The organism is Aeromonas sp. Y311-2 (assembly GCF_027706025.1).
Taxonomy (GTDB): domain Bacteria; phylum Pseudomonadota; class Gammaproteobacteria; order Enterobacterales; family Aeromonadaceae; genus Aeromonas; species Aeromonas veronii.
This window is the reverse complement of sequence record NZ_JAPDCL010000001.1, coordinates 399,433-421,650: the sequence shown is the minus strand read 5'-3', so window position 1 is coordinate 421,650 and position 22,218 is coordinate 399,433. Positions and strand designations below refer to the sequence as shown.

General features: G+C 53.8%; 16 protein-coding genes. 5 read left to right on the top strand and 11 right to left on the bottom strand.

What is annotated here, in order from left to right; translation table 11 throughout:
• Positions 1-36 precede the first annotated feature (36 nt).
• Both pseI and OKC42_RS01825 read left to right on the top strand, forming a co-directional pair.
• Positions 37-1,083, top strand: coding sequence for a pseudaminic acid synthase (pseI, locus tag OKC42_RS01830; protein WP_270803782.1), 1,047 nt, complete (start codon positions 37-39; stop codon positions 1,081-1,083).
• A 47-nt stretch (positions 1,084-1,130) separates the two neighbouring features.
• Positions 1,131-1,799 (top strand): class I SAM-dependent methyltransferase, encoded by a 669-nt coding sequence (locus OKC42_RS01825; RefSeq protein ID WP_263086031.1) that lies wholly within the window; start codon positions 1,131-1,133, stop codon positions 1,797-1,799.
• Between the two features lie 69 nt (positions 1,800-1,868).
• On the opposite strand, the gene OKC42_RS01820 is transcribed toward OKC42_RS01825, so the two are convergent.
• The 8 genes from OKC42_RS01820 to OKC42_RS01785 all read right to left on the bottom strand — a co-directional run bounded on the left by OKC42_RS01820 (position 1,869) and on the right by OKC42_RS01785 (position 10,280).
• Positions 1,869-3,956 carry a motility associated factor glycosyltransferase family protein gene (locus tag OKC42_RS01820; RefSeq protein ID WP_270803783.1) on the bottom strand — a complete coding sequence of 696 codons (2,088 nt, stop codon included), beginning with the start codon at positions 3,954-3,956 and terminating at the stop codon, positions 1,869-1,871.
• A complete protein-coding gene (locus tag OKC42_RS01815; RefSeq protein ID WP_270803784.1) occupies positions 3,956-4,279 on the bottom strand; it encodes a hypothetical protein in 324 nt (107 codons plus the stop codon). The genes OKC42_RS01820 and OKC42_RS01815 overlap by 1 nt, the downstream gene beginning before the upstream one ends.
• Positions 4,279-4,701: a flagellar export chaperone FliS gene (gene fliS, locus OKC42_RS01810; RefSeq protein ID WP_042083790.1), complete on the bottom strand. Its 423-nt coding sequence runs from the start codon at positions 4,699-4,701 to the stop codon at positions 4,279-4,281. The genes OKC42_RS01815 and fliS overlap by 1 nt, the downstream gene beginning before the upstream one ends.
• A 23-nt stretch (positions 4,702-4,724) precedes the next feature.
• Complete coding sequence (gene fliD / locus OKC42_RS01805) at positions 4,725-6,125, bottom strand: flagellar filament capping protein FliD (RefSeq protein ID WP_270803785.1); 1,401 nt, start codon at positions 6,123-6,125, stop codon at positions 4,725-4,727.
• A gap of 25 nt (positions 6,126-6,150) precedes the next feature.
• Positions 6,151-6,576 (bottom strand): flagellar protein FlaG, encoded by a 426-nt coding sequence (locus OKC42_RS01800; protein WP_064336734.1) that lies wholly within the window; start codon positions 6,574-6,576, stop codon positions 6,151-6,153.
• 36 nt (positions 6,577-6,612) lie between these two features.
• Complete coding sequence (locus OKC42_RS01795; RefSeq protein WP_064336735.1) at positions 6,613-7,509, bottom strand: flagellin N-terminal helical domain-containing protein; 897 nt, start codon at positions 7,507-7,509, stop codon at positions 6,613-6,615.
• A gap of 383 nt (positions 7,510-7,892) precedes the next feature.
• Positions 7,893-8,792 carry a flagellin N-terminal helical domain-containing protein gene (locus tag OKC42_RS01790; RefSeq protein WP_064336736.1) on the bottom strand — a complete coding sequence of 300 codons (900 nt, stop codon included), beginning with the start codon at positions 8,790-8,792 and terminating at the stop codon, positions 7,893-7,895.
• 585 nt (positions 8,793-9,377) lie between these two features.
• Positions 9,378-10,280 (bottom strand): flagellin N-terminal helical domain-containing protein, encoded by a 903-nt coding sequence (locus OKC42_RS01785; RefSeq protein WP_236272150.1) that lies wholly within the window; start codon positions 10,278-10,280, stop codon positions 9,378-9,380.
• A gap of 384 nt (positions 10,281-10,664) precedes the next feature.
• On the opposite strand from OKC42_RS01785, the gene OKC42_RS01780 reads away from it, so the two are divergent.
• Both OKC42_RS01780 and OKC42_RS01775 read left to right on the top strand, forming a co-directional pair.
• A complete protein-coding gene (locus tag OKC42_RS01780; RefSeq protein WP_005333975.1) occupies positions 10,665-11,297 on the top strand; it encodes a trimeric intracellular cation channel family protein in 633 nt (210 codons plus the stop codon).
• Between the two features lie 100 nt (positions 11,298-11,397).
• A complete protein-coding gene (locus OKC42_RS01775; protein WP_033138631.1) occupies positions 11,398-11,790 on the top strand; it encodes a hypothetical protein in 393 nt (130 codons plus the stop codon).
• A gap of 69 nt (positions 11,791-11,859) precedes the next feature.
• Here the strand turns inward: OKC42_RS01775 and thiI are convergent, their stop codons facing one another.
• On the bottom strand, positions 11,860-13,308 hold the full coding sequence (thiI, locus tag OKC42_RS01770; RefSeq protein ID WP_139463962.1) for a tRNA uracil 4-sulfurtransferase ThiI: 1,449 nt from the start codon (positions 13,306-13,308) through the stop codon (positions 11,860-11,862).
• Positions 13,309-13,485: 177 nt separating this feature from the next.
• Between thiI and OKC42_RS01765 the strand changes: the two genes are divergently transcribed.
• The gene (locus OKC42_RS01765) at positions 13,486-14,451 is read left to right on the top strand and encodes a hypothetical protein (protein ID WP_270803786.1); all 966 of its coding nucleotides are present in this window, start codon (positions 13,486-13,488) and stop codon (positions 14,449-14,451) included.
• A 426-nt stretch (positions 14,452-14,877) separates the two neighbouring features.
• Here the strand turns inward: OKC42_RS01765 and pbpC are convergent, their stop codons facing one another.
• Together pbpC and OKC42_RS01755 are read right to left on the bottom strand one after the other, a co-directional pair.
• The gene (pbpC, locus tag OKC42_RS01760) at positions 14,878-17,223 is read right to left on the bottom strand and encodes a penicillin-binding protein 1C (protein WP_270803988.1); all 2,346 of its coding nucleotides are present in this window, start codon (positions 17,221-17,223) and stop codon (positions 14,878-14,880) included.
• 52 nt (positions 17,224-17,275) lie between these two features.
• Positions 17,276-22,162: an alpha-2-macroglobulin family protein gene (locus OKC42_RS01755; RefSeq protein WP_270819002.1), complete on the bottom strand. Its 4,887-nt coding sequence runs from the start codon at positions 22,160-22,162 to the stop codon at positions 17,276-17,278.
• Positions 22,163-22,218 lie beyond the last annotated feature (56 nt).

The window sequence follows — 22,218 nt, the reverse complement described above, 5'->3', positions numbered from 1 at the left end:
TTCAACTATGATCACATGTTAAGCAAGTAGGACACCATGTCATATTTTTCTATTGATGGAAGAGAGATTGGGCATCACAAAAAACCCTTCATTATTGCGGAGCTATCAGGTAATCATAATGGGAGATTAGAAAATGCACTAGCGCTCATCGATGCAGCTGCGGATGCTGGTGCTGATGCCATAAAATTACAAACCTATACTGCTGATACAATGACATTGGATATCGATTTGCCAGAGTTTCATATTCAAGGTGGATTATGGGATGGGTATAAACTGTATGATTTATATAAACAAGCCCATACGCCGTGGGAATGGCATCAAGCACTTTTCGAGCGAGCAAAAACTAGAGGACTAATTATTTTCTCGACACCATTTGATGAGAGTGCTGTCGATTTTTTAGAGAGTCTAGGCACACCTGCATACAAGATTGCCTCATTCGAAATCACAGATCACCCTTTGATAAGGTATGTGGCCAAACAAGGAAAACCAGTCATTATTTCTTCAGGAATGTCTAGTGAAACCGAAATAGCCCAAGCTCTGACCATTTTACGTGAGAACGGATGTACACAGATTCTATTGCTTCATTGTGTAAGCGGCTACCCGACACCACTTGCCGATATCAACCTCAAACGAATCACTCGTTTGGCCGAGACCTTTTCAGTACCCGTTGGTCTGTCTGATCATACATTGGGCAATACCGCCGCTCAGTTGGCTGTCGCCTTGGGCGCTGTAGCCATCGAGAAGCATGTGACTCTGGCTCGTGAAGATGGCGGACCTGATGCTGAATTTTCTTTAGAGCCAGATGAATTGAAAGCACTATGTGACCAGACCAACCTCTGTTGGCAAACATTGGGAACCGGTGAAAGTGGTAACAACCAAGCTGAAGAATCCAGCTTAATATTTCGTCGCTCTCTTTATTTTGTCTCTGATATACAGGCTGGAGAAATCATCAAACCGGAGCATATTCGAAGGATAAGGCCTGGCTATGGATTGCCACCCGAAGCTTTACCAAAGATACTGGGAAGAAAAGCTCGTTATGATATTCATCGAGGTAAATCTGTCCATTTTGATGACGTTTTATAATACCTTAAATGACATTTTCTGATAACTTGCAATAAAGGGGAATTTACATGATACAGAAAAGCATCTTCATGCAAGAAGAGGCTGATGCATGGTATGAGAGAAATAAGTTCTGCATCAATCAAAAATCTCTGAGTAATGACCCCATATTCACAGCACTACAAAATATCGGCTACCAACCGAAACGAATCCTTGAAATTGGCTGTGCCAATGGTTGGCGATTAGCACAACTGGCTAACCATTATGGTGCCACCTGCTATGGTATAGATCCCTCACAAGCAGCTATTGAGGATGGAGCTAAGAGCTATCCCGCATTAAATCTAAGTGTTGGAACTGCAGATGGTTTACCTGACTTTGAACCTGTCGACCTGATTATTTTCGGTTTTTGTTTATATCTATGCGATCCACAGGATTTATTCACAATTGCGGCTAATAGTGACAGATTGCTCGCAGACAAGGGGGTAATGGCTATTTACGATTTTTGTCCTCCGACAGGACACTATCGAAATGACTACCAGCATCATGCCAACCTTTTTAGCCATAAAATGAATTACAGTAGTATGTTCAGTTGGCACCCAAGTTATTGTCGAGTATTTGAGCACGTCATGCATCATGATGGTACTCACGAGCTGGAACCAGATGCATTGGTTTCTGTTCAACTATTGAAAAAAGACTCGCAGCTTCTTGATGCAAAAAATCCATATCCCCACCCAAATTAATAATAAAAAAGGGAGGCATTAGCCTCCCACAAAAAGAATAATGCATTGTTCACTACATCAGAAACATCATTATTTTCTAAAAAATGACATAATTTCATTATCAACCATATCAACACTATCGAAAGCTCTTGGATACATCTCTTTTACTTTCGCCAAAAAGTCTAACCATAAGCTGATTGCTGGCCTCATCAGCTCCATCGTTTTTTCCTCTCCATCAAAAGAATAGAGAATTGAACTCAATATGGTAAACACATAGTTCATTGAGCCAATCATAATTTGAGATATATGTTTTTGCCGAGTTGCTGCAATCTGTGCGAGATAACCAAAATTACGCAACATTAATTGATTAATTTCATTTCTAGATGAGAACTTCTGTTGCCACTCACCCATCATTTTATCGATTAAAACATCGAAAAACTCAACATCAAGATATGGTTTGAAGTCTTCTTTTGACAGAGGGATCGGGGTTGATAGCTGTGTAATTTGGTGAATCAGCTCAGCTTTATCTATGACTCCTGAAAAACTGATCTCACTATCAGGCAATGGCCTTGCTTTTGCAATTTTAGCCCCGTCGCTGCAGTTAAAACACTGAACATGTTCATTCGCAGCTAATACTTGCTCAATAACTTTTCGAGATGTATTAAACATGGCGTTACTTATTACAACACCACCAAAATTACCTTCATGCTGCCACTGGCTGTCTCCATACATCAACTCACCTAGTACCTCAGCACCTTTATCACTGTTATAATAAGCACTAAATTTCGAGTGATGATGCCCTTTGTTTTTATAACCATTATCGAGGCCAAATAAATATATATTTTTAAAACCAAGATGAATAGGTGCACTCACCCCGATATTCCCGACTAAAGGGTTTACCCCTCCCAATGCAGCATATTTGGGAAGAAGAGGGAAGTTTACATGATAGAGGATAACTCCAGGCTCACTAAGTTTAAACATTAATGCTGATTTGTCGAACAGCGTTGAGCAATAGGGGTGAATAACATCCGTGCTTAGGAAAAGTATATCTCTAAGATAATCTGGGTCATTCATATTAACCAAGAAATCATAAACAACCTTAGTTCGTTCAGTCTCAACATGAATATCTGGTTTAATACCTACTTTATGCAATGCAGAAATAGCACTACCACATGAAATTAAAATTGCTTTTTCTTTATTCCTTTCAATAACAGGAAGAGATGCATCCAAAGATGGACCATTAGCAATCACAAAAACTGGGGTTCTATTATATTCCGATGGAATTTTCTTCCCCTGCACCAGGAACGGAACAGTTCGTTCAAGATTATCAACCGTATGAGAAAGAGCTATCAGATTATCATCAAAAAAACCCCACCCCATCACCAGAAGATAATACTCCCGCTGGATTCTCTCAATTAAATATTTAATTTTATCATTTTGGTAACCCCACATGATAAAGGCATTAGCGATAAGAAAAGAACCACGGCTATGAATAGCAGATGCAAAATCATTAAAAATAGTATCTTCATCCTGGCCTAACAGGATATGGAGACCAAGGTTCTCTTTATATAAATAATCAAGCAGAGGTGCCCAATCAAAACAAAAAAGAGATGCATAAAAAAGATCTAGATCTGGTTCAAAAAGAAATAAGGTGCCAATTTTGCATTGTTCATAAAGATAACCAAGGTGGTAACCCAACCCAACCCCAAACACCAGTGCGGTCGGAACTTCAGTTGGTACTTTTTTTAATGGTTCTTCTCGAGCAGCAAGATCATCAAGATAAGCATTGAGTTTATTAAGATACTCAACGTGCATAAATCCGAGTGGGTTGGCTTCTTGACTAAATGAGAACTTGGATAATCCCCCTTTATCCATGAACTCTTTAACTAATGTCTCACAGATAAGATACGGCTCATCACCATATACCGCGACATCATCATCGATCCAAGCCATATTTGGCTGGCCATTTTCATTACAAAAAAAACGAAATGGTCGGCTTGGTTGATATGACTCATACATATCTGCAATATGGGGGATATATTTACGAAATGCAGCAATATTCTGTGAGAATCGAAGCGGCAAGGCCACCGACATGGCAGCCTCTTGCTCTGCACGTTCTTTTAGTCGTAAAGCAACACCTTCAGCTTTTTCCAAAATATCATCAATATTTTCCGACATCAGAACTCCTTGCTATTCACACTATAAATTTGCTTTGCTTTACTCGCCAACCCAATCACAGACAACTCATTGAAAATGATTTTACGGTGATCAGATGCCACTTTTTTCATGCTTTCTTCTTGTTGAAAAAGTAATGTAGCCAATAAAGTGGCATCTTGTTTTAGTGAAGGCTCACTTTCAACGAGATACAACAAACGGTCAATCAAAGAAATCCGATAATCCATACAGATCAGAGCATCATCATAGCTTTTTCTGGCTAATAGATATTGAAGTTGCTCGTAATTTTCTGTGAGAGCTTGTTGCAAAGAGGCTAAAGTGGTCATTACAACTCACCCAGTTGCTGTCTCATTTGATAGCCCTGTTGTTTAGCAGAATCTGGTAACTGATCCCAACCAGATTTTATAGTAACCATCAAAGCCATGACCTCTTCAATCGGGGCTACATCCAATGCAAGGCTTGCATCCCAAATTCGCTCATCCATATAGGAATAGAGGCTATATAAATCTTCAGCAATAGCCCCTTGACTCATATCAAGTGCATCCTGCAAACCATGTAATAACCCCTGAGCTTTCGATACAGCGGTAGATTTTGCTTCCATATCACGACGTTCAATTGCACCTTTGGCTTGAGCCAAACGTTCAAGTACACCTTGCATCATGAGCTGAATAACACGATGAGGATCGGCAACAGCCAAGTCAGCAGCGACACTGGTTGCCTTATATGCTTTAAGATTACGCTGGTACATAGCCTGCTCCTCGTAATATAAATTTATTTCTTGTTATTAATCTGTAATGATTGCAGTGCTGCCGCTGAGTGATTCATTTTCACTAACAAGGCGTCTAGGCTACCATATTGAGCACGTAGTGAAGCTTCGTATTTAACCAATTGAGCGTTTGATGTGGCCTGCTTCTGGTTCAAGCTACGCAGATCGGCATTCAAAACATCTGTACGTTGATCCAGCATACCGCCAGACTTGGAATACTCTTTTAAACCTGTATTCAAGGTTGCAGCAATACCCTTTTCTCCACCGAAAAGCCCAACGACTTGGTCAAAGTTTTTATCAACAGCATCATCAAATTTTGTTTTGTCCAGAGACAACTTGCCTTTATTATCCATCTTAATGCCTACTTCAAAGATGGTTGAGTAAGTCGTACTGGTACCTGCTTTATTTGTTACAGTATTAGCCATAAAACTGCTAATGGTACGAGTGCTCGCATCACCAGCGAGCGCGCCACCATCATCTTGTCTAACTCCACCAACGATACTATTACGCTTGCCCAACGCGTCCATTTTATCTTGCAGCGCGTTATAACCATCAATAAACTGCTTGACCATATCCTGAATCGCAGTTTTATCAGTTGTTATGGCAACTTTATTGGATTTCAGAGTTGTGCCATCATTCTCTTTATCGGATACACGTAAAACCGTTAATTTTAAGTCCTGAATAGAGTCGTCAAACACATTGGTATCACTTTTAAGTGTATTACCATCAACAGTAATTTCAGCACTACTAGCGGCTTGCTTTTGGCTCATCGCAGAACCAGTAGCACCAGTTGCAAAGATATCCAGCTCAGAATTATTACCAGTGATCAGCAAATCTTTGCCATCTCCAGATATCCCAGAGTCAATAACAAATTTTGCCTTACCATCGGCAGTATTGACAATATTTGCACTAAGACCGAAGTTATCTCCGTTGCTATTAATACTTTTACGAATGTCTTGCAGAGTATCCCCGGCCTTGACATCAACCTTGAATTCCTTGTCACCGGCTTTGAAGGTCAACTGACCATCCTGAGTCACAAGTGGAGTTGTCGAACTGGCAAATTCACCTTCAACACGGCTAGTGGTTGCCAATTTATTGACGGTAATATTGTACTGACCATTGGAGCCACCACTTTTACTCTCCACCTTCATCACCGGGTTATCTTTATCTTGGGTGATGGTGACGGCTCGCTTGTTGAAGGCCCCTGGTTTGCTCAAGGTATCGAGAATATCGGTGAATGCGGTGAGGGATGACTTCAGCTGGCCTATACCAGATATGCTGATCTGGGTGCTGTTTTGCTTGGTCAAAATCGGTTTCTGTAGCTGGGCCTTCTTGGCCGCTACGCTAGCAGCGATGACGCTCTCAAGATCAAGCCCAGAGCCCGCCCCGGCAGAAGTAATGGCCATGTTATCTTCTCCTCATCAATTCGGTTCAAATCTCGCTATCAAACAACAGTCCGCGTTTAGGGTTCGCCCCTGCTTCACCTTGCTGCAACGCCTGGATCCGCTTGTGGATAGCAATCAACTCTTCTGTAGGGATCTGGCGGATCACCGAGCGGGTATCAGAATCCATTACCTTTATTACCACCTGGCCAGACTCCTGCTCCATGCTGAAATTAACGGTCCACCCTTGCAATTTGCCAAATTCCTGCAAGTTTTGTACCTGTTTTTCAAAATCTGCCTGGCTCTGCACTTGTTGAAGCTCAGTTTCCTTGGCCTGCTCCTGACTTTTTTGCTGTACAGTCCCGGCATCCTCTACCGTGCCAGAAAGCAGTTGAGCGGCCACCTGGCCGCTCTTGTCACTTAGCTGTAAGGAAGCGCCATTGGCAGATGACAGATTGCCTATTTCGGTTGCCATCTTATCTCTCCCATCTTAGTCAGCCTAGTCAACCCATTACCCAAGCAGGGAAAGAGCAGACTGCGGTCTCTGGTTAGCCTGAGCCAAGACACTGGATGCGGCCTGTTGCAGAATATTCTGCTTGGTCATGTTAGCAGTCTCGGTCGCAAAATCCGCATCACGGATACGAGAGCGAGCGGCACTAACGTTTTCCGCGATATTAGCTTGGTTACGAATAGTCGAATCTAATCGGTTTTGTACCGCACCAAGCTCGGCTCGTTTGCTATCAACCACTCCCAACATTGAGTCCACTGCCGCCAATACGTTTTGAGCGTTACTCTGACTACTAATGCTGATACCACCAGCACTTCCACCAACAAAAATGGTCGTGACACCAACAGCAGCTGCCGTTGTAGCAATAGTTGTCGCTGCGGCGGCAGCAATACCGGAGATGCTAAAACCAGCGGATTGATCAAGTGCAAAGCCGATCGTCTGATTGGCGTCAGCACCGACCTGGAAAGTACCTGTATAAGAACCATCAAGTAACTTGGTTCCCGCAAAAGTCGTATCTTTGGAAATGCGATTGATCTCTGACCCCAGCTGGTCAACCTCTTTCTGCAATGCTTCACGATCTTTGGCTGAGTTGGAACCGTTAGCAGATTGCTGTGCCAACGTACGCATGCGCTGCAACATACCGGTCACTTCATCCATCGCGCCTTCAGCCGTTTGAGCCAGAGAGATACCGTCGTTGGCGTTACGGTTACCCTGATCCAAACCGTTGATCTGGGAGGTCAGACGGTTGGAAATCTGCAGACCCGCTGCATCATCTTTCGCGCTGTTGATGCGCAGACCGGATGCCAAACGCGTGTACGAGGTATCCAGAGATTTGGTGGTATTCATCAAATTACGCTGGGCGTTCAATGATGACGTATTGGTATTAATAAACATGGCCATAATAAATTCTCCCGAAGAACATGCGACTGCGGGTTGCGCTGTCAAAGCTGACAACGGCCCACCGTAGAAGAGGAGGTTGAACGAGCCTCTCTCTTCTGGCGGGTATCTGTTTGAACGGACAGGCTACCCGCAGCTATGCAAACGTTGGATTCCGAACACCCCTCGATTGCCTCATCTTGGTTAACGGCGGCCAAGTCGCAATCTTTAGGACATTATTGGCAAAAACAGAACGCTTTCTCTCATCACTTTTTCAACCAGCCTTGCAGACATAACGCAAGCATTACCCGACTTTTCCCAGGTTGTATTCAGAAAGCTCAATAAAACTCAAGCGGCCTTAAGTTGGCCGCTTGAGTTCAAGACTGCTACACAAAAGTGAGGAACTATTAACCAAGCAGAGATAGTGCTGATTGAGGACGTTGATTAGCCTGAGCTAAAACGCTTGAGGCCGCCTGCTGCAGAATATTCTGCTTCGTCATATTGGCTGTCTCAGTCGCAAAGTCGGCATCACGGATGCGCGAACGTGCAGCACTGACGTTTTCAGAGATGTTTGCCTGGTTGCGAATGGTTGAGTCCAAGCGGTTTTGTACGGCACCAAGCTCAGCTCGTTTGCTATCCACAACTCCCAGCATGACGTCTGCAGCAGCGAGGACTTGCTGTGCTCCGCTCTGAGTACTGATGCTGATGGAGCTACCTGCAGCAAAAATAGCAGTAACGTTAATCGCGGTACCAATCACGGTGCCTACGTCAACGGTAGTATTCGCCGCAGCAGCAATTCCAGAGATACTGAAGCCATCAGCTTGAGACAAGCTAAAACCGATGGTCTGGTTGGCGTCAGCACCGACTTGGAAAGTTCCACCGTAAGTGCCGTCCAGTAATTTAGTACCTGCAAACGTAGTGTCTTTAGAGATACGGTTGATCTCGGACCCAAGCTGGTTAACCTCTTTCTGCAGAGCCTCACGGTCCTTTGCTGAGTTTGAGCCGTTGGCAGATTGTTGCGCCAAGGTGCGCATGCGCTGGAGCATGCCGGTCACTTCATCCATTGCGCCTTCAGCCGTTTGTGCCAGAGAGATGCCGTCGTTAGCGTTACGGTTACCCTGATCCAGACCATTGATCTGAGAAGTTAAACGGTTGGAGATCTGCAAACCCGCAGCATCATCTTTTGCGCTGTTGATACGCAAACCGGATGCCAAACGGGTATACGAGGTATCCAGAGATTTGGTGGTATTCATCAAATTACGCTGGGCGTTCAGTGATGACGTATTAGTGTTAATGAACATAGCCATAATAAATTCTCCCGAAGAACATGCGACTGCGGGTTGCGTCACCATAACTGAGTGACGACCCACCGTAGAAGAGGAGGTTGAACTGGCCTCTCTCTTCTGGCGGGTACCTGTTTGAACAGACAGACTACCCGCAGCTATGCAAACGTTGGATTCCGAACACCCCTCGATTGCGTCATCTTTTTAGCGGCAGAATTTAGCCAAGCTTTAGGAAAATTGTTGCCGATAGCGGCAAGTCTTCTCCTGTGAGGGGTAACATACTCAATCACCCCACCCTCTATGGGAGAGCCTTCCAGCCATGCCCATAGATGAGCCTGAGGAAATATAATTTTGGCATGATGTATGCACACACTGGGAGGAGTGACGCCAATTTGGCGACACAATAAAAAATGGCCGGAGAACCGGCCTAAAAATGAGCATATGCTCAGGAGAATATGACCAAGCGTGACAGAACTGAACAGCTGGACAACACTTGGCATTACTAGTAGAGAATTATATCTCTCCCGATAGAACAGAGTGCGAACCCGAACACCCCTTTGTTCCATCTCTTGACCAGGGCGGCCTGAACAACCGCCCTGTTTTCTTTTGTTAGCCTTGCAGCAGCTGAAGTGCTGACTGAGGTCTCTGGTTGGCCTGTGACAGGATACTGGAAGCTGCCTGCTGCAGGATATTCTGTTTGGTCATATTGGCAGTTTCGATCGCGAAGTCAGCATCACGGATACGCGAACGAGCTGCACTAACGTTTTCCGAAATGTTGGCTTGGTTGCGAATAGTCGAATCCATCCGGTTCTGTACTGCACCAAGTTCAGCACGCTTGCTATCAACGACCCCGAGCATCGCATCAGCAGCAGCTAACACTTGCTGTGCACCACTTTGGGTACTGATGCTGATAGAACTACCGGCGACAAATATAGCTGTCACGTTGATAGCTGTACCTATAACAGTACCAACATCCACTGTTGTGTTTGCTGCAGCCGCAATACCGGAGATACTGAAACCATTGGCCTGTGACAAGCTAAAGCTGATTGTCTGGTTAGCATCAGCACCGACTTGGAAAGTCCCCCCGAAAGAACCATCCAACAGTTTGGTCCCCGCAAATGTGGTAGAGGTAGATATACGGTTGATCTCTGCTCCCAGTTGATCCACCTCTTTTTGCAGTGCTTCACGATCCTTGGCAGAGTTGGAACCGTTAGCCGACTGTTGTGCCAAAGTACGCATACGCTGCAGCATGCCGGTCACTTCATCCATGGCCCCTTCCGCAGTTTGTGCCAGAGAGATACCATCATTAGCGTTACGGTTACCTTGATCCAGACCGTTGATCTGAGAGGTCAAGCGGTTGGAAATTTGCAGACCCGCGGCATCATCTTTGGCGCTGTTGATACGCAAACCAGATGCCAGTCGAGTGTAGGAAGTATCCAGTGATTTGGTCGCATTCATCATATTACGCTGAGCGTTGAGTGATGAAACGTTAGTGTTGATAAAAAGGCCCATGACTATTCTCCTAAGCTATTAAATTTACTCTTCTATTTGCTCGAGCTTTATTATTTTCTGTGCCCGATGCGTCTTATTTAACGGCTCGTTTTTGGATGTCTTTAGCATTTTTTTCAACGCTTCATCGCATTAACGCCGCTTATCTTATATATCGGCGGGTCGGGGGGATACTTAAGGAAAAAATCGGGCCTAAACCTGTGATGGAACTCAACCTTCTAAAGCTCGCCAACGGCGGAGAGCTACGGGCACGCACGAGCCTCACCCGGTTCATGCCGCGAGAAAAAATCCGTCCCGACTCTCAATTTTGTCGAGCACTGTTGGCGATTGGGCTCACCAGCCCCTAAAATCGCGGCCCCATCAACAATTTGGCGTGAGTTGTTCTCCATGCAGACACTGGTTGAGCAGATTGTTTACATCAGCGACATGTTTGGTACTGCGGTATTCGCGTTTTCAGGGGTATTGGTGGCTGGCCGACTCAGAATGGACGGGTTTGGCGTCATGGTTTTAGCGGCGGTCACTGCCATCGGCGGCGGCACCATCCGCGACATGATCCTGGGAGCCACCCCTGTATTCTGGGTGCGCGATCCCCTCTATATATGGGTCGTCATCGCAACGGCGCTGATCGGTATGTGGATGGTCAAGCTGCCCCGCAGGATGCCCTGGTATGTGCTGCCGGTGGCGGATGCCTTCGGACTGGCCCTCTTTACCGTTATCGGTGCCCAGAAGGCCCTCAATTTCGGCACCCCGGGGCTGATTGCCGTGATCATGGGCACCATGACCGGGGTAGCCGGTGGCATGATCCGCGATGTACTGGCGCGGGAGGTACCCATGGTGCTGCAAAAAGAGATCTATGCCACCGCCTGTATCCTTGGCGGCATTCTCTATACCCTGGCGCTTGAGGCCAACATGGACAGAGTAACGGCCATGCTCATCTGCATGACGGCCGTGTTTGGCCTGCGGGTCGCGGCTATCTACTGGCATCTGTCGCTGCCCACCTTCTCCCTGCAACGCAATTGAGAGCAGGCCCACAGCGTCATCATGTCGCTGTGGGCCACGCGTTGAACCAAATAAGCTTTTCTGTTGTCATAGAAGCAGTCGTTGTTAGCCGGAACTTCTCATGCGCAAAATCGGTATGCTTACCACCCTTCTCCTGGCGAACGTGACGGCAGCCCACGCCGAAGCACAAGTGGTATTTGGACGACTGGCCTCGGCGCCGGTGCAGCAGTTCAACCAGCAGATACGCCAGGCAAGCCATCAACAGCAAAACTGGGTAAATGACTACCGTGAGGTAGCACTGCGATTCGTCGGCCATGGCGACATACCCAGTCGCATCCATGCCCAGCAACTAGATAATGATCTGGTACTCTCGGTCGCCCTCGATGGCAGCAAGAGCGACATGATCTACATCCTGACCCTCTATCGCAGCGACAACTTGTGGCAGATGCGGGAAGCTGAAATGGGCTGGCGTTGCCAGGGGCAAGACTCCTTCACCCCGGTTCCCTGCCCTTGATAGTCATTACTCAGTGAAATAAAAAATCCGGCACATTGGCCGGATTTTTTATTGAAGGCGAAAGCGCGCTTACGGGCGGTACACCTTGACGTTGTCAAAGCCCTTCTCTTTCAGATAGAGCGCCTGCAGCTTGCTCATCACGCCGCGATCGCAGTAGAGCAGGTAGGTCTTCTCCTTGGGCAGATCGCCAAAGGCGGTGGCCAGCTTGAAGAAGGGGATATGCAGTACTTCACGATCTTCCACCACCAGCGGCTTCTCGTCGTGTTCATCGGCAGAGCGGATATCCAGGATCACCTCGTCAGCGCCCAGCACCTGGGTGGTTTCCACCTCTTGCACTTCAGCGGCAGTCTCTTCACCGATACGGCGGATATCAAGGTAACGGGCCTCGGAGACCACCTTGTCCAGAATGGAGAAGTCAAAATTGGCCTCTTCCTCTTCAATGCGGGAGAGCTCGGCCTTCACGGTCGGCTTTTTGGAGATGACGCCACAGTACTCCGGCATGGTCTCGGCAAACTCCAAAGTGCCGATGCGGCGGGCTTCACTGATGATATCCGGCTTGTCCCAAGTAATGAGCGGGCGCAGGATCACCTTGTCGGTCACCCGGTCGATCACGTTCAGGTTGGTGAGAGTCTGGCTCGATACCTGACCCACGCACTCGCCGGTCACCAGCGCCGGGATCTGGAATTCGTCGGCCACCTTGGCGGCAGCACGCATCATCATCCGCTTGAGCACCACGCCCATCTGACCGTTGTCGATCTTCTCGAGGATCTCGGCAACCACCGGCTCGAAGTCCACAGCGGTGAAGCGTACCCGGTGGGAGGAGCCGAAACGGTTCCACAGGTGATAGGCCACCTGCTTGACGCCGATTTCGTGGGCAGCACCGCCCAGATTGAAGAAGCAGTAGTGCACGCGGCAGCCGCGCTTGATGAACTGGAACGACGCCACGCCGGAGTCAAAACCGCCGGAGAGCAGGCTCAGCACATCTTCCTGGGTCGCGATGGGCATACCGCTCAGGCCCTGATGGATGGCGCTGACGATGAAGAGCTCCTCGCCGTCGATCTCGAGGTTGATCTTCACATCCGGGTTCTTGAGGCGCACACCATTGCTTTCGCAGTGCTGATTCAATCCACCGCCCACGTAACGCTCAACCTCGAGGGAGGAGAACTCATGCTTGCCGTGGCGCTTGGCGCGCACGCAGAAGGTTTTGCCCTTGAGCTGGTCGCCCCATACGGCTTTCACCTGCTCGAAGATGTCGTGCAGATCGGTAAACTTGCTGGCTTGTACCTCGAGGAAGGCCTGAATGCCCGGAATACAGGCCAAAGCTTCGATAGCCTGCTCGCGGAACTGGTCATTGCGGGAGCTCACGATCAGCTTGTCCCAATCCATCCGTACGCGGGCATCGTCGTCGAAGCGGCGCAGGACATTGCGGATATTGCCCTGCAGGATCTTGATAAAGCGCTGGCGAACCGACTTGCTCTTGATGGTGATTTCCGGGAACAGCTTGATAATGAACTTCATGGTAATGACTCGGGTGACCTTGATTTAAGGGCGCGAATTATATCAGAACTTTGTGGCCAGCGCCTACTGGATGAGCGTTTGCTCACATTCCCCCACGCAGTGTTTGCCGCGCGGCCGCAATCTTGCGTATATTCCCGACCCTGCGCCTCGCCAGATTTTTGACAACAGACTGATCCGATGAAGACCTATATCTATTACCCCGGCATGGAGGTACGCGACGAACTCTGGCTCAAATTTGCCCTGCTCTATCTGGAGCGGCTCGCCTTCGTCTTCACCGTCAGCGAAAAGAGCGGCCTCACCGCCCTGCTCGATACCCTTCAACAGCAGACCGATCTGCTGGCCGAGCGACCCGATGCCGCCTTCTTTGCCGCCATTACCCCGCAACTGGAGAACCAGATAAGCGGCCTGGTGGCCCCCGATTTCGTCCGCCACAAGGTGTTTGGCAACAAGGAGCTGATTGGTCGTTGGCGTCAGGAGGCCAACCACGACTGCTTCTGCCCGGATCAGGCGGGACTGGAGCGACTACACGGCTTTTGCCTGACTCACGGCTTTGCGACCCGGGATGAGGGTGGGATCAGAATGGCGCGGCGCTTTGCCAATCTGCTCTCCATGCGTCTCGCCCGTGAGTGGGCACTCGCCAATGACGGGGCGCTCATTACCGATCACGACTATCTCGACCGACTGCTCCATCTGCTCGAATCCCGCTACCACAATCGCGGTGGTCAGGATTGCTTCCACCTCGAGATCCCGTTGCAAGTGCCCACTCACCTGGCCGACATTCCGTTGGCAGAGCTGATTGCCCTGCGCGGGCGCAGCGGCTTTCGCCAACAGCTGGCCGAATTTCATCTGGCCCTCGACAACCTGCTCACCATGCTGGGTAGCGGTTATGCCGACCCGGCGGCCGTGACCCGCTTTGAGCAGGCTCAGCAAGGGCTCAATCAACTGCTCGGGCCCGAGACCCTCAGCATGCCACTCACCACCCTGGTCAGCACCAGCCTGCCCGCCGTAGCCATGCTCCACCAGTTAAAGGCGAGCCATCCCGAAAGCCGCCTCATCTTCCATCCCATCAAGAAGAGCCACTTTCACCAACGCAAGAGCCAGCACTTCTTCACCCGGCTCGGTCATCTGCGCCAACAGGGCTGAATTGGCGGAATGAAAAAGGGGTTGGCATCTGCCAACCCCTCTCGTTTTCTGCTGCCTACCAATCATCACCCCGGTGATTGGCCCGCTCTTGCGCCTGCCTGCGCGCCTCCATCGCCCTGTCACGGCGGATATTGGCAGGGGTACAGGCAAACTGTTTCTGATAGCAACGCGCAAAACTCTCGGAAGCAGGTTCGAAAGGTGAATAGAACCCGGTACGTTCAGGAGAAACATGGTGATCACCATGATTGGTTGTGGCACAACCCGAACTCATCAGCACCAGCAAGGGACACAGAACACGCAGCAAAAGAGAACTCCCGATTGGATTTGAATGAATTCGTAATTATTCACAAATTAATTCATCCAATCAAATATTGATGCATTTCAAATAGTTAATTACATTCACCTCAATGGCTGTCGGCAAAACGATCAACGGGTGATGGTGCTGGCATCACTGTCAGGATGCACCACGCGAAACTCGATACGATCGCTGTTGCCCGCTTCATCCACCACCACCAGCTGATAACGACCCGCCACACTCAGCACCTGATCCCCGTCCCAGCGCAGTCGCTGGCCGTTGAGAAACCAGGCTGGCTTGCCAACACCGCCAAGCACCTTGGGCTGCAACCGGTAGCGCTGGCTGCGGATAAGGTTGCCCTCCCCCAGCGCCATGATGCGAATTGGAGCTTGCTGCTCGGCGCTCTGCCCTTCCCCAGCACAACCACTTGCCAGCAGCGCCTGTCGTCGCTCGCCGGGCGTTCGCCACGGCTCCAGTGACAATGGCCAGAGCGCCCGAAAACCGGATTGCGCCGCATCGGGGCAACGGGTCAGAGTCGGCTTGCCTTCGGTAGTGAGTGCAACTTGGCGCAGCGGCGAGGGCCAGTCCATGGGATCCGGCAAGGTGGGAGGATCGCGCCCTGCCAGCAACCAGGCGCTCTGGCGCTGCAAACAAACCTCAGACAGGGTCGCGCTGGCCTTGCGCCCCAGCGGCCAGCACACTTCGGCCTCGCTCACCGTGTTGGGCTGTGCCGGCAGAGGGCTGTTGTCAGCCAGTCGCGAGTAAACCGAAAGCAGCAGCGGCACCGCCGCGCTCTGGCCGTAAAAACCGGGCATGGGGGTACCGTCGGGGCGCCCCAGCCAGACGCCGATGGTCCAGCGACCGGAGACTCCCATCGCCCAGCTGTCGCGATAGCCGTAGCTGGTGCCGGTCTTCCAGGCCAGTCGGTTGACCCGGCCGGTCGCCTCACTGGCAAAGGGCTGATCCGCGCGCCCCTGGGCACTCAACATCTGCCAGATGATCCAGGCCGCTCCCGGGCTCAGCAAGGGGCGTGACACCGCCTGCTGCCCCGCCAGCCAGACCGGCATCGCCACCTGCCCCTGCCGGGTCAGTGCGCTGTAGAGGGCCACCAGCTGCTCGAGCCTAATGCCCGCAGCCCCCAGCGCGATGGCCGGATTGGGTTTGTCGGAGAGCGCCAGTCTCACCCCGGCGTTGTCGAGGCGGCTGACCAGTTTGTCCGGCCCGAGCGCCTCCAGCACCTGCACCGCCGGCACGTTGAGGGATTGCTGCAGCGCCTGAGCGAGGGTCACCGGCCCCTGAAAGGCGCCGGAAAAGTTGGCGGGGCGATAATCAGATCCCAGCCTTGGCGCATCGGAGAGCAGGGAGGCCGAGTGCACCAGCCCCTCATCCATCGCCAGACCGTAGATGAAGGGCTTCAGCGTAGAGCCGGGAGAGCGAATCGCCTGCACCATGTCCAGATAACCGTGGCGGCGCAAATTGCCATACTCGGCGCTGCCCACATAGGCGCGCACCGCCATGGTTTTGTTATCTACCAAGAGCAACGCCGCTGAGGTCTGCTCGGGGAAGCGGCGAATGTAGCTCGCCACCCGCCCCTCCAACCAGCGCTGCAGATCGCCATCAATGGTGGTGTGCACCAGCGCCCCGGCCTGATGGTCGGCGGCGAGACGGGCAAAGAGCGGCGCCTCCATCGGCGTGAAGTGACCGCGGGCCAGCACCGGCTCGATACGCCCCTCCAGCCACACCTGTTCGGGCCAGACGCCTTGCGCTACCAGCCGCTGCATCACCTTGTCACGGGCGGCGCGGGCCCGCTCGGGATGCCGGTCCGGCCGATTGCGGCTGGGAGCCTGCGGCAGCACCGCCAACAGCGCCGCCTCGGCATAGGTCAGCTTGGCCGCACTCTTGCCAAGGTAGGCAAAACTTGCCGCCTGCACACCCTCCAGGTTGCCGCCAAACGGCGCCCGATTGAGGTAGACGGTGAGCAAGGTGCGCTTGTCGTAGTGCCACTCCAGTTGCAGCGCACGGGCCATCTGACGCAGTTTGCCGGGCACGCTCCTGTGGTAGGGCTCGATAAGGCGCGCCACTTGCATGGTGAGGGTCGAGCCGCCCGACACAGCCCGCCCATAGCGCAGCCACTGCCAGACCCCGCGCACCATGGCCACCGGATTAACCCCGGGATGACGCCAGAAGTAGCGATCCTCGTAACCCAGCAACGCCTCGATATAGCGGGGGGAGACCTGCTCCAGGGTCACGGGGTAGCGCCACACGCCGCTGGTATCGGCAAAGGCGCGCAGCGGCCGCCCCTTCATGTCGAGCACCACCCGTGCATAGGCAGGGTCGAGTGGCGGCGGCGGGAAGAGTCGATCCAGCGCCAGCAATGACAGCAGCAGTGCGACAACCCCCAGCACCGAGACACGCAGCCAGCGTGGTAGACGGCCAAGCCAGCGCCAGCCAGCGCGGCCACTGCGACCCAATTTCAGCCAGCCACGCTGCCAGAAAGTGAGCGGGCGAACCCGCTCAAGGGAGGGTTTGTTACTCAGAAATACGCACCTCGTGGATATCCTCACCGACAGCCCGCAGCTCGGGCCGGTACATATCCTCCACCTGGGTCGGCGGCACCTGATAGCGACCCGGCGTCACCGCCCGCATCAGGTAGACCAGCTGCTGGTTGCTCCCCTCGCTCAGATCCAGCGCTGCCGTGTAGCGGTCATCGCGAAACTCCTGATGCTTGAGATAGTCGTTCCATTCGCTCTGCCACGCTGGTTTCCCCTCGATGGAGAGCTCTTCCAGCTTGATGCTGTTGCCAAGGGCCGGGTTCTCCAGCTCGAAGCCAGCGGGCACCATCTCCACCAGCAGGGCATCGGGCACCGCCGATTCGCTGCTGACATTGAGCCGTACCACCACCAGATCGCCCACCATCACTGTGGCGGGATCGAACGGTTGACCATCGCTGTTGAACCAGCTGCGGGTCACGCTCATCCCTTTGCTAATCCGTGCTGGCGCCTGTTCGGGGTAGCCGACCAGAGTGCGCTGTACATAGAGGGCTCCCTTGCCTTCGTTGGTAACCACACTGGCCGCCAGTGCCTCGGGGGCACCCAGTTGCAACGGGGCCGAACCGCTCAAGGCTTCGATGCCAGAGGATGAGGCGACCTTGGCCTGCCAGTCGACGGCCGGATCGAAGCGGGCGAGTCGCAACAGAGCGAGCCGCTCCTGAGTACTGAGCCACTGACGATGGGCCAGGGTATCGGCTACCTTGGCGCTGAGATCAGGCCAGCGCTCCGCAGCCAGCTTGTGCTGGCGCAGCAAGGAGAACTCAAGGGCCTGATCGCGCAGCGTCGAGCCGTAATCCCCGAGATAGTCGTCACCACGCTCGGTCGCCAGTGCCCGGCTGAGGGCCTTGGCGGCGTTCTGCTCATCCCCCATGGCCGAGAGCGCCAGCGAGAGGTGCAAAAGCGGCAAACCTGAGCGGGCGTGATCGGCCTGCTGCTCCCAGATAAGACGCAGGGTAGCGAGCGGTGCCTTGCCCACCCGGGCCAGCACATAGGCGCTGTAGGCCTGATAGGCCAACCGGCTGTGCTCGGGGGCACTGCTCCAGCGCTCACCATACTGACTGTCGGTGAGATAGCTTTGCAGCCGGTTCAGCGCCTGATTGAGCATGGCCTCCGGCACTGCGTCGCCCGCCTCCTTGCGCGCCAGCAGGTAGTCGGCGGCATAGGCGGTGAGCCACTGCTCCTCGTCGGAGCGACCATCCCAGAGACCAAAACCGCCGCTGGGCAGTTGCAACCGCTGTAGCCGCTGCAGCAGGACGCGTTGCACATCCGCCTCGCTCGCCGCTTTCTTGTCCTCTGCTGGTTTGCTCCAGGCGGCCCGCTCATCCGCCGTTGTCAACAAGTAAGGCCAGGCCCGCGACAGGGTCTGTTCCAGACAGGCGTAGGGGTAGTCGGCCAGAGCCTGCCACTGGGCTGCCGGATCCCAGGGGGGAGTACCGGAGAGGCTGAGCAGCCCCTGCAGGTTGGCACGATCCAGCCCGACCAGCTCAGCTGGCGCAAAGCTCATCTGTTGGCCGGGAGCCAACATCTGATAGCGCTGGCGAGTCTCGGCAGGCCAGGGGGAACGCAGCGGCAAAGTCCAGTCGCGGCTGATGGCAAAATCCTTGCCGCTGGCCGCCAACTGCAGGCTCGCCACACCGCTCGCCCCGGTCACGGTGAGCGGCAGGGTCAACCACTGCTCTTCGCCATTTTTAAGGGAAAGGTTGCCGGGCAGCTCGCCGTTTGCTTTGAGCCCACCGTTGAGGGTCCAGACAAGGGAGAGGGTCTGATCCTCGCCGCTCATGTTGCGCAGCTGCACCAGCGCACGGGTCTCATCCCCTCTCGCGCCAAAGCGCGGCCAGCCGATCTCGGCCACCAAGGGCGCCACCACCTTGACGGCGCGCTCGGCCTCACCGACCTGTTGTTCGTTCCAGGCCAGCGCCATCAGTGCCAGCTCGCCGTTGAAGTTGGGTAGATCGAGCGGGATCACCACCTTGCCGCTCTCATCAAAACTCACCTCGCCACTCCACAGTGCGGCTACTTCGACCCGGCTCTCCAGCGCGCCGCCCTTTTTCAGCGGTGCCCGGTCACCCCCATAATTGAGGCGGGCCAGCTTGCCATCCTGCGGCGGGATCACTTGCCCGTAGTTGTCGAACAAATCTTGGGCGAAGCGCTTGCGACCAAAGAAGATCTCGAACGGGTCGAGAGGCTGGTAGTCGCTGATATTGAGCACGCCCCGATCCACCGCCGCCAGCACCACCCGTCCCTGACTGTTGGGGGTGGAGGTGGCGGTCACTTCCAGCCGGGTAAGCGGCACCGCTTTATCCGGTGCGCTCAGGGTGAGCGGCATACGGCGCGCTTCCCGATCCAGGGTGAGCGGCACCAGCCCAACCGAGCGCAGACTCTGCCCTTGCTGGCTACTGACCGGCTTGGAGGCGCTGTCTGGCGCGGCGAGCTGGGCCGAGATATGCAAGTCATGGCGCTGCCACTCGGGGCTGACCGGGATCTCGAACTCGCCGCGGGCATCCTTGGCATCGTCAGCGGCCCCCTTGAGCTCGATACGCTGCCACCAGCGCAGACCGTCGCCATCTTCCACCAGCAGCAACCCCTTGCCGGGGCGCGGCGCCACCAGCGTCACTTTGGCCTTGTCACCCGCCTGATAGGCGCGCTTGTCGAGGGTGATGGCAATCTTGTCGGGCCTTGCCTGCTCGCCACCGCCGCCCCAGGCGTAACTGCCGATCTCCACCCGCAGGCTCGATTGATGGCCCTGACTGTTCTCCACCTCCAACCGATACCAGCCCGCCGCCAGTTGCAGCGTGAGCGGAGTCGGCCCCTTGCCGTCCAGCTGCAGGGTCTGCTCCTGCTCCAGATAGGGCTGGCTGTTGAACTCGTACTTCCACCCCTCGCCATCGGCGTAGTGCCAGTAGTAGTCGCGGTACTCGTTGATAAGGCGCACTTTCACCGCCCCCGCCACCGGTTGGCCTTGCTCATCGAGATTGAGGATCTGGAAGGGCAGAGGCTTGCCCCCCTCTACCCGATCCGCCACGAAGTCGGCCTTGAGCGCCGGCCACTGGCTGCCCGCAGGCCAGCCATACTGGGTGCGGCTGCGATTGACGGCGCGGCCACCGGGCTCGGAGAGCGACACCCGATAGGCCACCTCCAGCGGCCCGAGGGCGCGCACCCCATCGAGCTCATCAGTAAGCGAAAAAGTCCCCTGCCCCTGCTCATTGAGGGTGAGACTGCGCGCCTCGAGATCCTTGGCCTGCTCGGCGAGCAGCACGTCACCCAGCGTGAACTCCTGCCACTGAGTAAAGGGCATGGTGGCGCGGCTGATCTTCACCTCTGCCTTGGCCTTAGTGGCACTCGCTGGCGCACCGTAGAGATAGTCCCCTTGCAGCGACAGGGCGAGAGCGGCGTCCAGATCCGTCACTTCACCATCCGGCCCCTTGCCAAGCTGCAGTTTCAAGCGCTCTGGCAGAAACTCCTCCACCAAAAAGGGCCACTCGAAACGACTACCAGCGGCGGTCTTGAGGTTAATGGTCCAGCGCCCGAGCGGCGCATCGTCCGGCAGACGCAGGCCGTAATGGGCCGCGCCAAGATTGTCCGGTAGCAGCCGCTTTTGTTCGAGCAGCTGACCATCCGGCTGTTTCACCTCCAGCTCCACCGCCATCCCCGGCAGCAGCTGGCCATCTTGGCCCTTGAGCAGGATCTCGCTGTCGAGCCGCTCGCCGGGGCGATAAAGGTCGCGCCCGCTAAAGAGATACAACTGCTGGGCCTGCCAGGGCTGGGTGCCGAGATCGAAGGTGGAGAGATCGAGCGCAGCCCCATCGAGACGCAGCACCGCCAGATGGTTGCCCTGCTCGGCCAGCAGCAGGCGAGCCCCCTGCACCTGATCGAAGCGACGATGACCCTGTGGATCCGTGGTTTGCACCTGCAACCGGTTGCCCTTCTCATCGAGCAGGGAGAGCTGCACATCCTTGAGCGGGTCGGCGCTGGCCAAGGAGCTCACGAACACCTCCAGCTGATCGCGGTAACGGCGGGCACTGAGCCCCATGTCGCTCACCGCGAAATAAGTGGTCTCCTTGCGCCAGTCATAGTTGCCAAGGGGCGACATCACAGCAAAGTAGACGCCAGCCTCGGCCAACTGCGGCTCTTTCACATTGATGAGACGGGTCTCGCGCCGGTTGGCATCGAGCTCCAGCGCATAGCGGCCACTGAACACCCGCTTGGCCCGCTGGGTAATCTGCTCAAGCTCCCAGTTACCCATGCCGGCACCGGGGCGATATTCCGCCAGAAAACGGGGCAGATATTCCGCATCGACCCGGAAGAAGTCGATATTGACCTCATCCACATTGACCGCGCTGATGGGCAGGCGCAGCTCTTGGCGCAGCGGCAATACCATGCCACTGGCGGTAAAGGAGGCTCCCGCCTCCAGCGGCCGGGTTTTGAGGGTCCAGCTCTGGGGGGATGGGCCCAGCCCCGCCTTGAGGCTCACCTCATAGCTTTTATCAGGCTGGACGTTCGGGAAATAGAGGGTGCGGCCATCTTCGGCGAGGATCCACTCCCCCTGCACCTGCTTGCCCCCCTCACTGACCCCGAGCCAGCTCTGCCAGTTTGCCTTCGGCGCCAGGGGGCCGGAGAAGACCAGCGCCAGCGCTGGCGCATCGCGATATTGGCGGGCATTGGCCTGCACTACAGAAGTTGGCGCCCCGGCCTCCTGCTGGGCTGTAGATTCTGGGGTCAGTACTTGGCTGGCGGGCTTGTCAGGGCCACAACCAGCCAGCAGCAAACCTGTCAGCCCGGATAGCAGCAGGGCCGAGCAGCGGCGGCGCAGAGCGCCGGTTCCGGCGGTAGAGCGGTGAGAAGCAGAGGGAGAGTCGAAGAGGCGCATAGGTTCCATCCCGAGTTGGAGCGCTGCAAACGCAGCGTGGCTGGAAACAGGATAAG

Excerpts from the sequence above, each read along its gene's own strand:
- pseI (WP_270803782.1), top strand. The coding sequence starts at position 37 with ATGTCATATTTTTCTATTGATGGAAGAGAGATTGGGCATCACAAAAAA.
- OKC42_RS01825 (WP_263086031.1), top strand. The coding sequence starts at position 1,131 with ATGATACAGAAAAGCATCTTCATGCAAGAAGAGGCTGATGCATGGTAT.
- OKC42_RS01820 (WP_270803783.1), bottom strand. The coding sequence starts at position 3,956 with ATGTCGGAAAATATTGATGATATTTTGGAAAAAGCTGAAGGTGTTGCT.
- OKC42_RS01815 (WP_270803784.1), bottom strand. The coding sequence starts at position 4,279 with ATGACCACTTTAGCCTCTTTGCAACAAGCTCTCACAGAAAATTACGAG.
- fliS (WP_042083790.1), bottom strand. The coding sequence starts at position 4,701 with ATGTACCAGCGTAATCTTAAAGCATATAAGGCAACCAGTGTCGCTGCT.
- fliD (WP_270803785.1), bottom strand. The coding sequence starts at position 6,125 with ATGGCCATTACTTCTGCCGGGGCGGGCTCTGGGCTTGATCTTGAGAGC.
- OKC42_RS01800 (WP_064336734.1), bottom strand. The coding sequence starts at position 6,576 with ATGGCAACCGAAATAGGCAATCTGTCATCTGCCAATGGCGCTTCCTTA.
- OKC42_RS01795 (WP_064336735.1), bottom strand. The coding sequence starts at position 7,509 with ATGGCCATGTTTATTAATACCAATACGTCATCATTGAACGCCCAGCGT.
- OKC42_RS01790 (WP_064336736.1), bottom strand. The coding sequence starts at position 8,792 with ATGGCTATGTTCATTAACACTAATACGTCATCACTGAACGCCCAGCGT.
- OKC42_RS01785 (WP_236272150.1), bottom strand. The coding sequence starts at position 10,280 with ATGGGCCTTTTTATCAACACTAACGTTTCATCACTCAACGCTCAGCGT.
- OKC42_RS01780 (WP_005333975.1), top strand. The coding sequence starts at position 10,665 with ATGCAGACACTGGTTGAGCAGATTGTTTACATCAGCGACATGTTTGGT.
- OKC42_RS01775 (WP_033138631.1), top strand. The coding sequence starts at position 11,398 with ATGCGCAAAATCGGTATGCTTACCACCCTTCTCCTGGCGAACGTGACG.
- thiI (WP_139463962.1), bottom strand. The coding sequence starts at position 13,308 with ATGAAGTTCATTATCAAGCTGTTCCCGGAAATCACCATCAAGAGCAAG.
- OKC42_RS01765 (WP_270803786.1), top strand. The coding sequence starts at position 13,486 with ATGAAGACCTATATCTATTACCCCGGCATGGAGGTACGCGACGAACTC.
- OKC42_RS01755 (WP_270819002.1), bottom strand. The coding sequence starts at position 22,162 with ATGCGCCTCTTCGACTCTCCCTCTGCTTCTCACCGCTCTACCGCCGGA.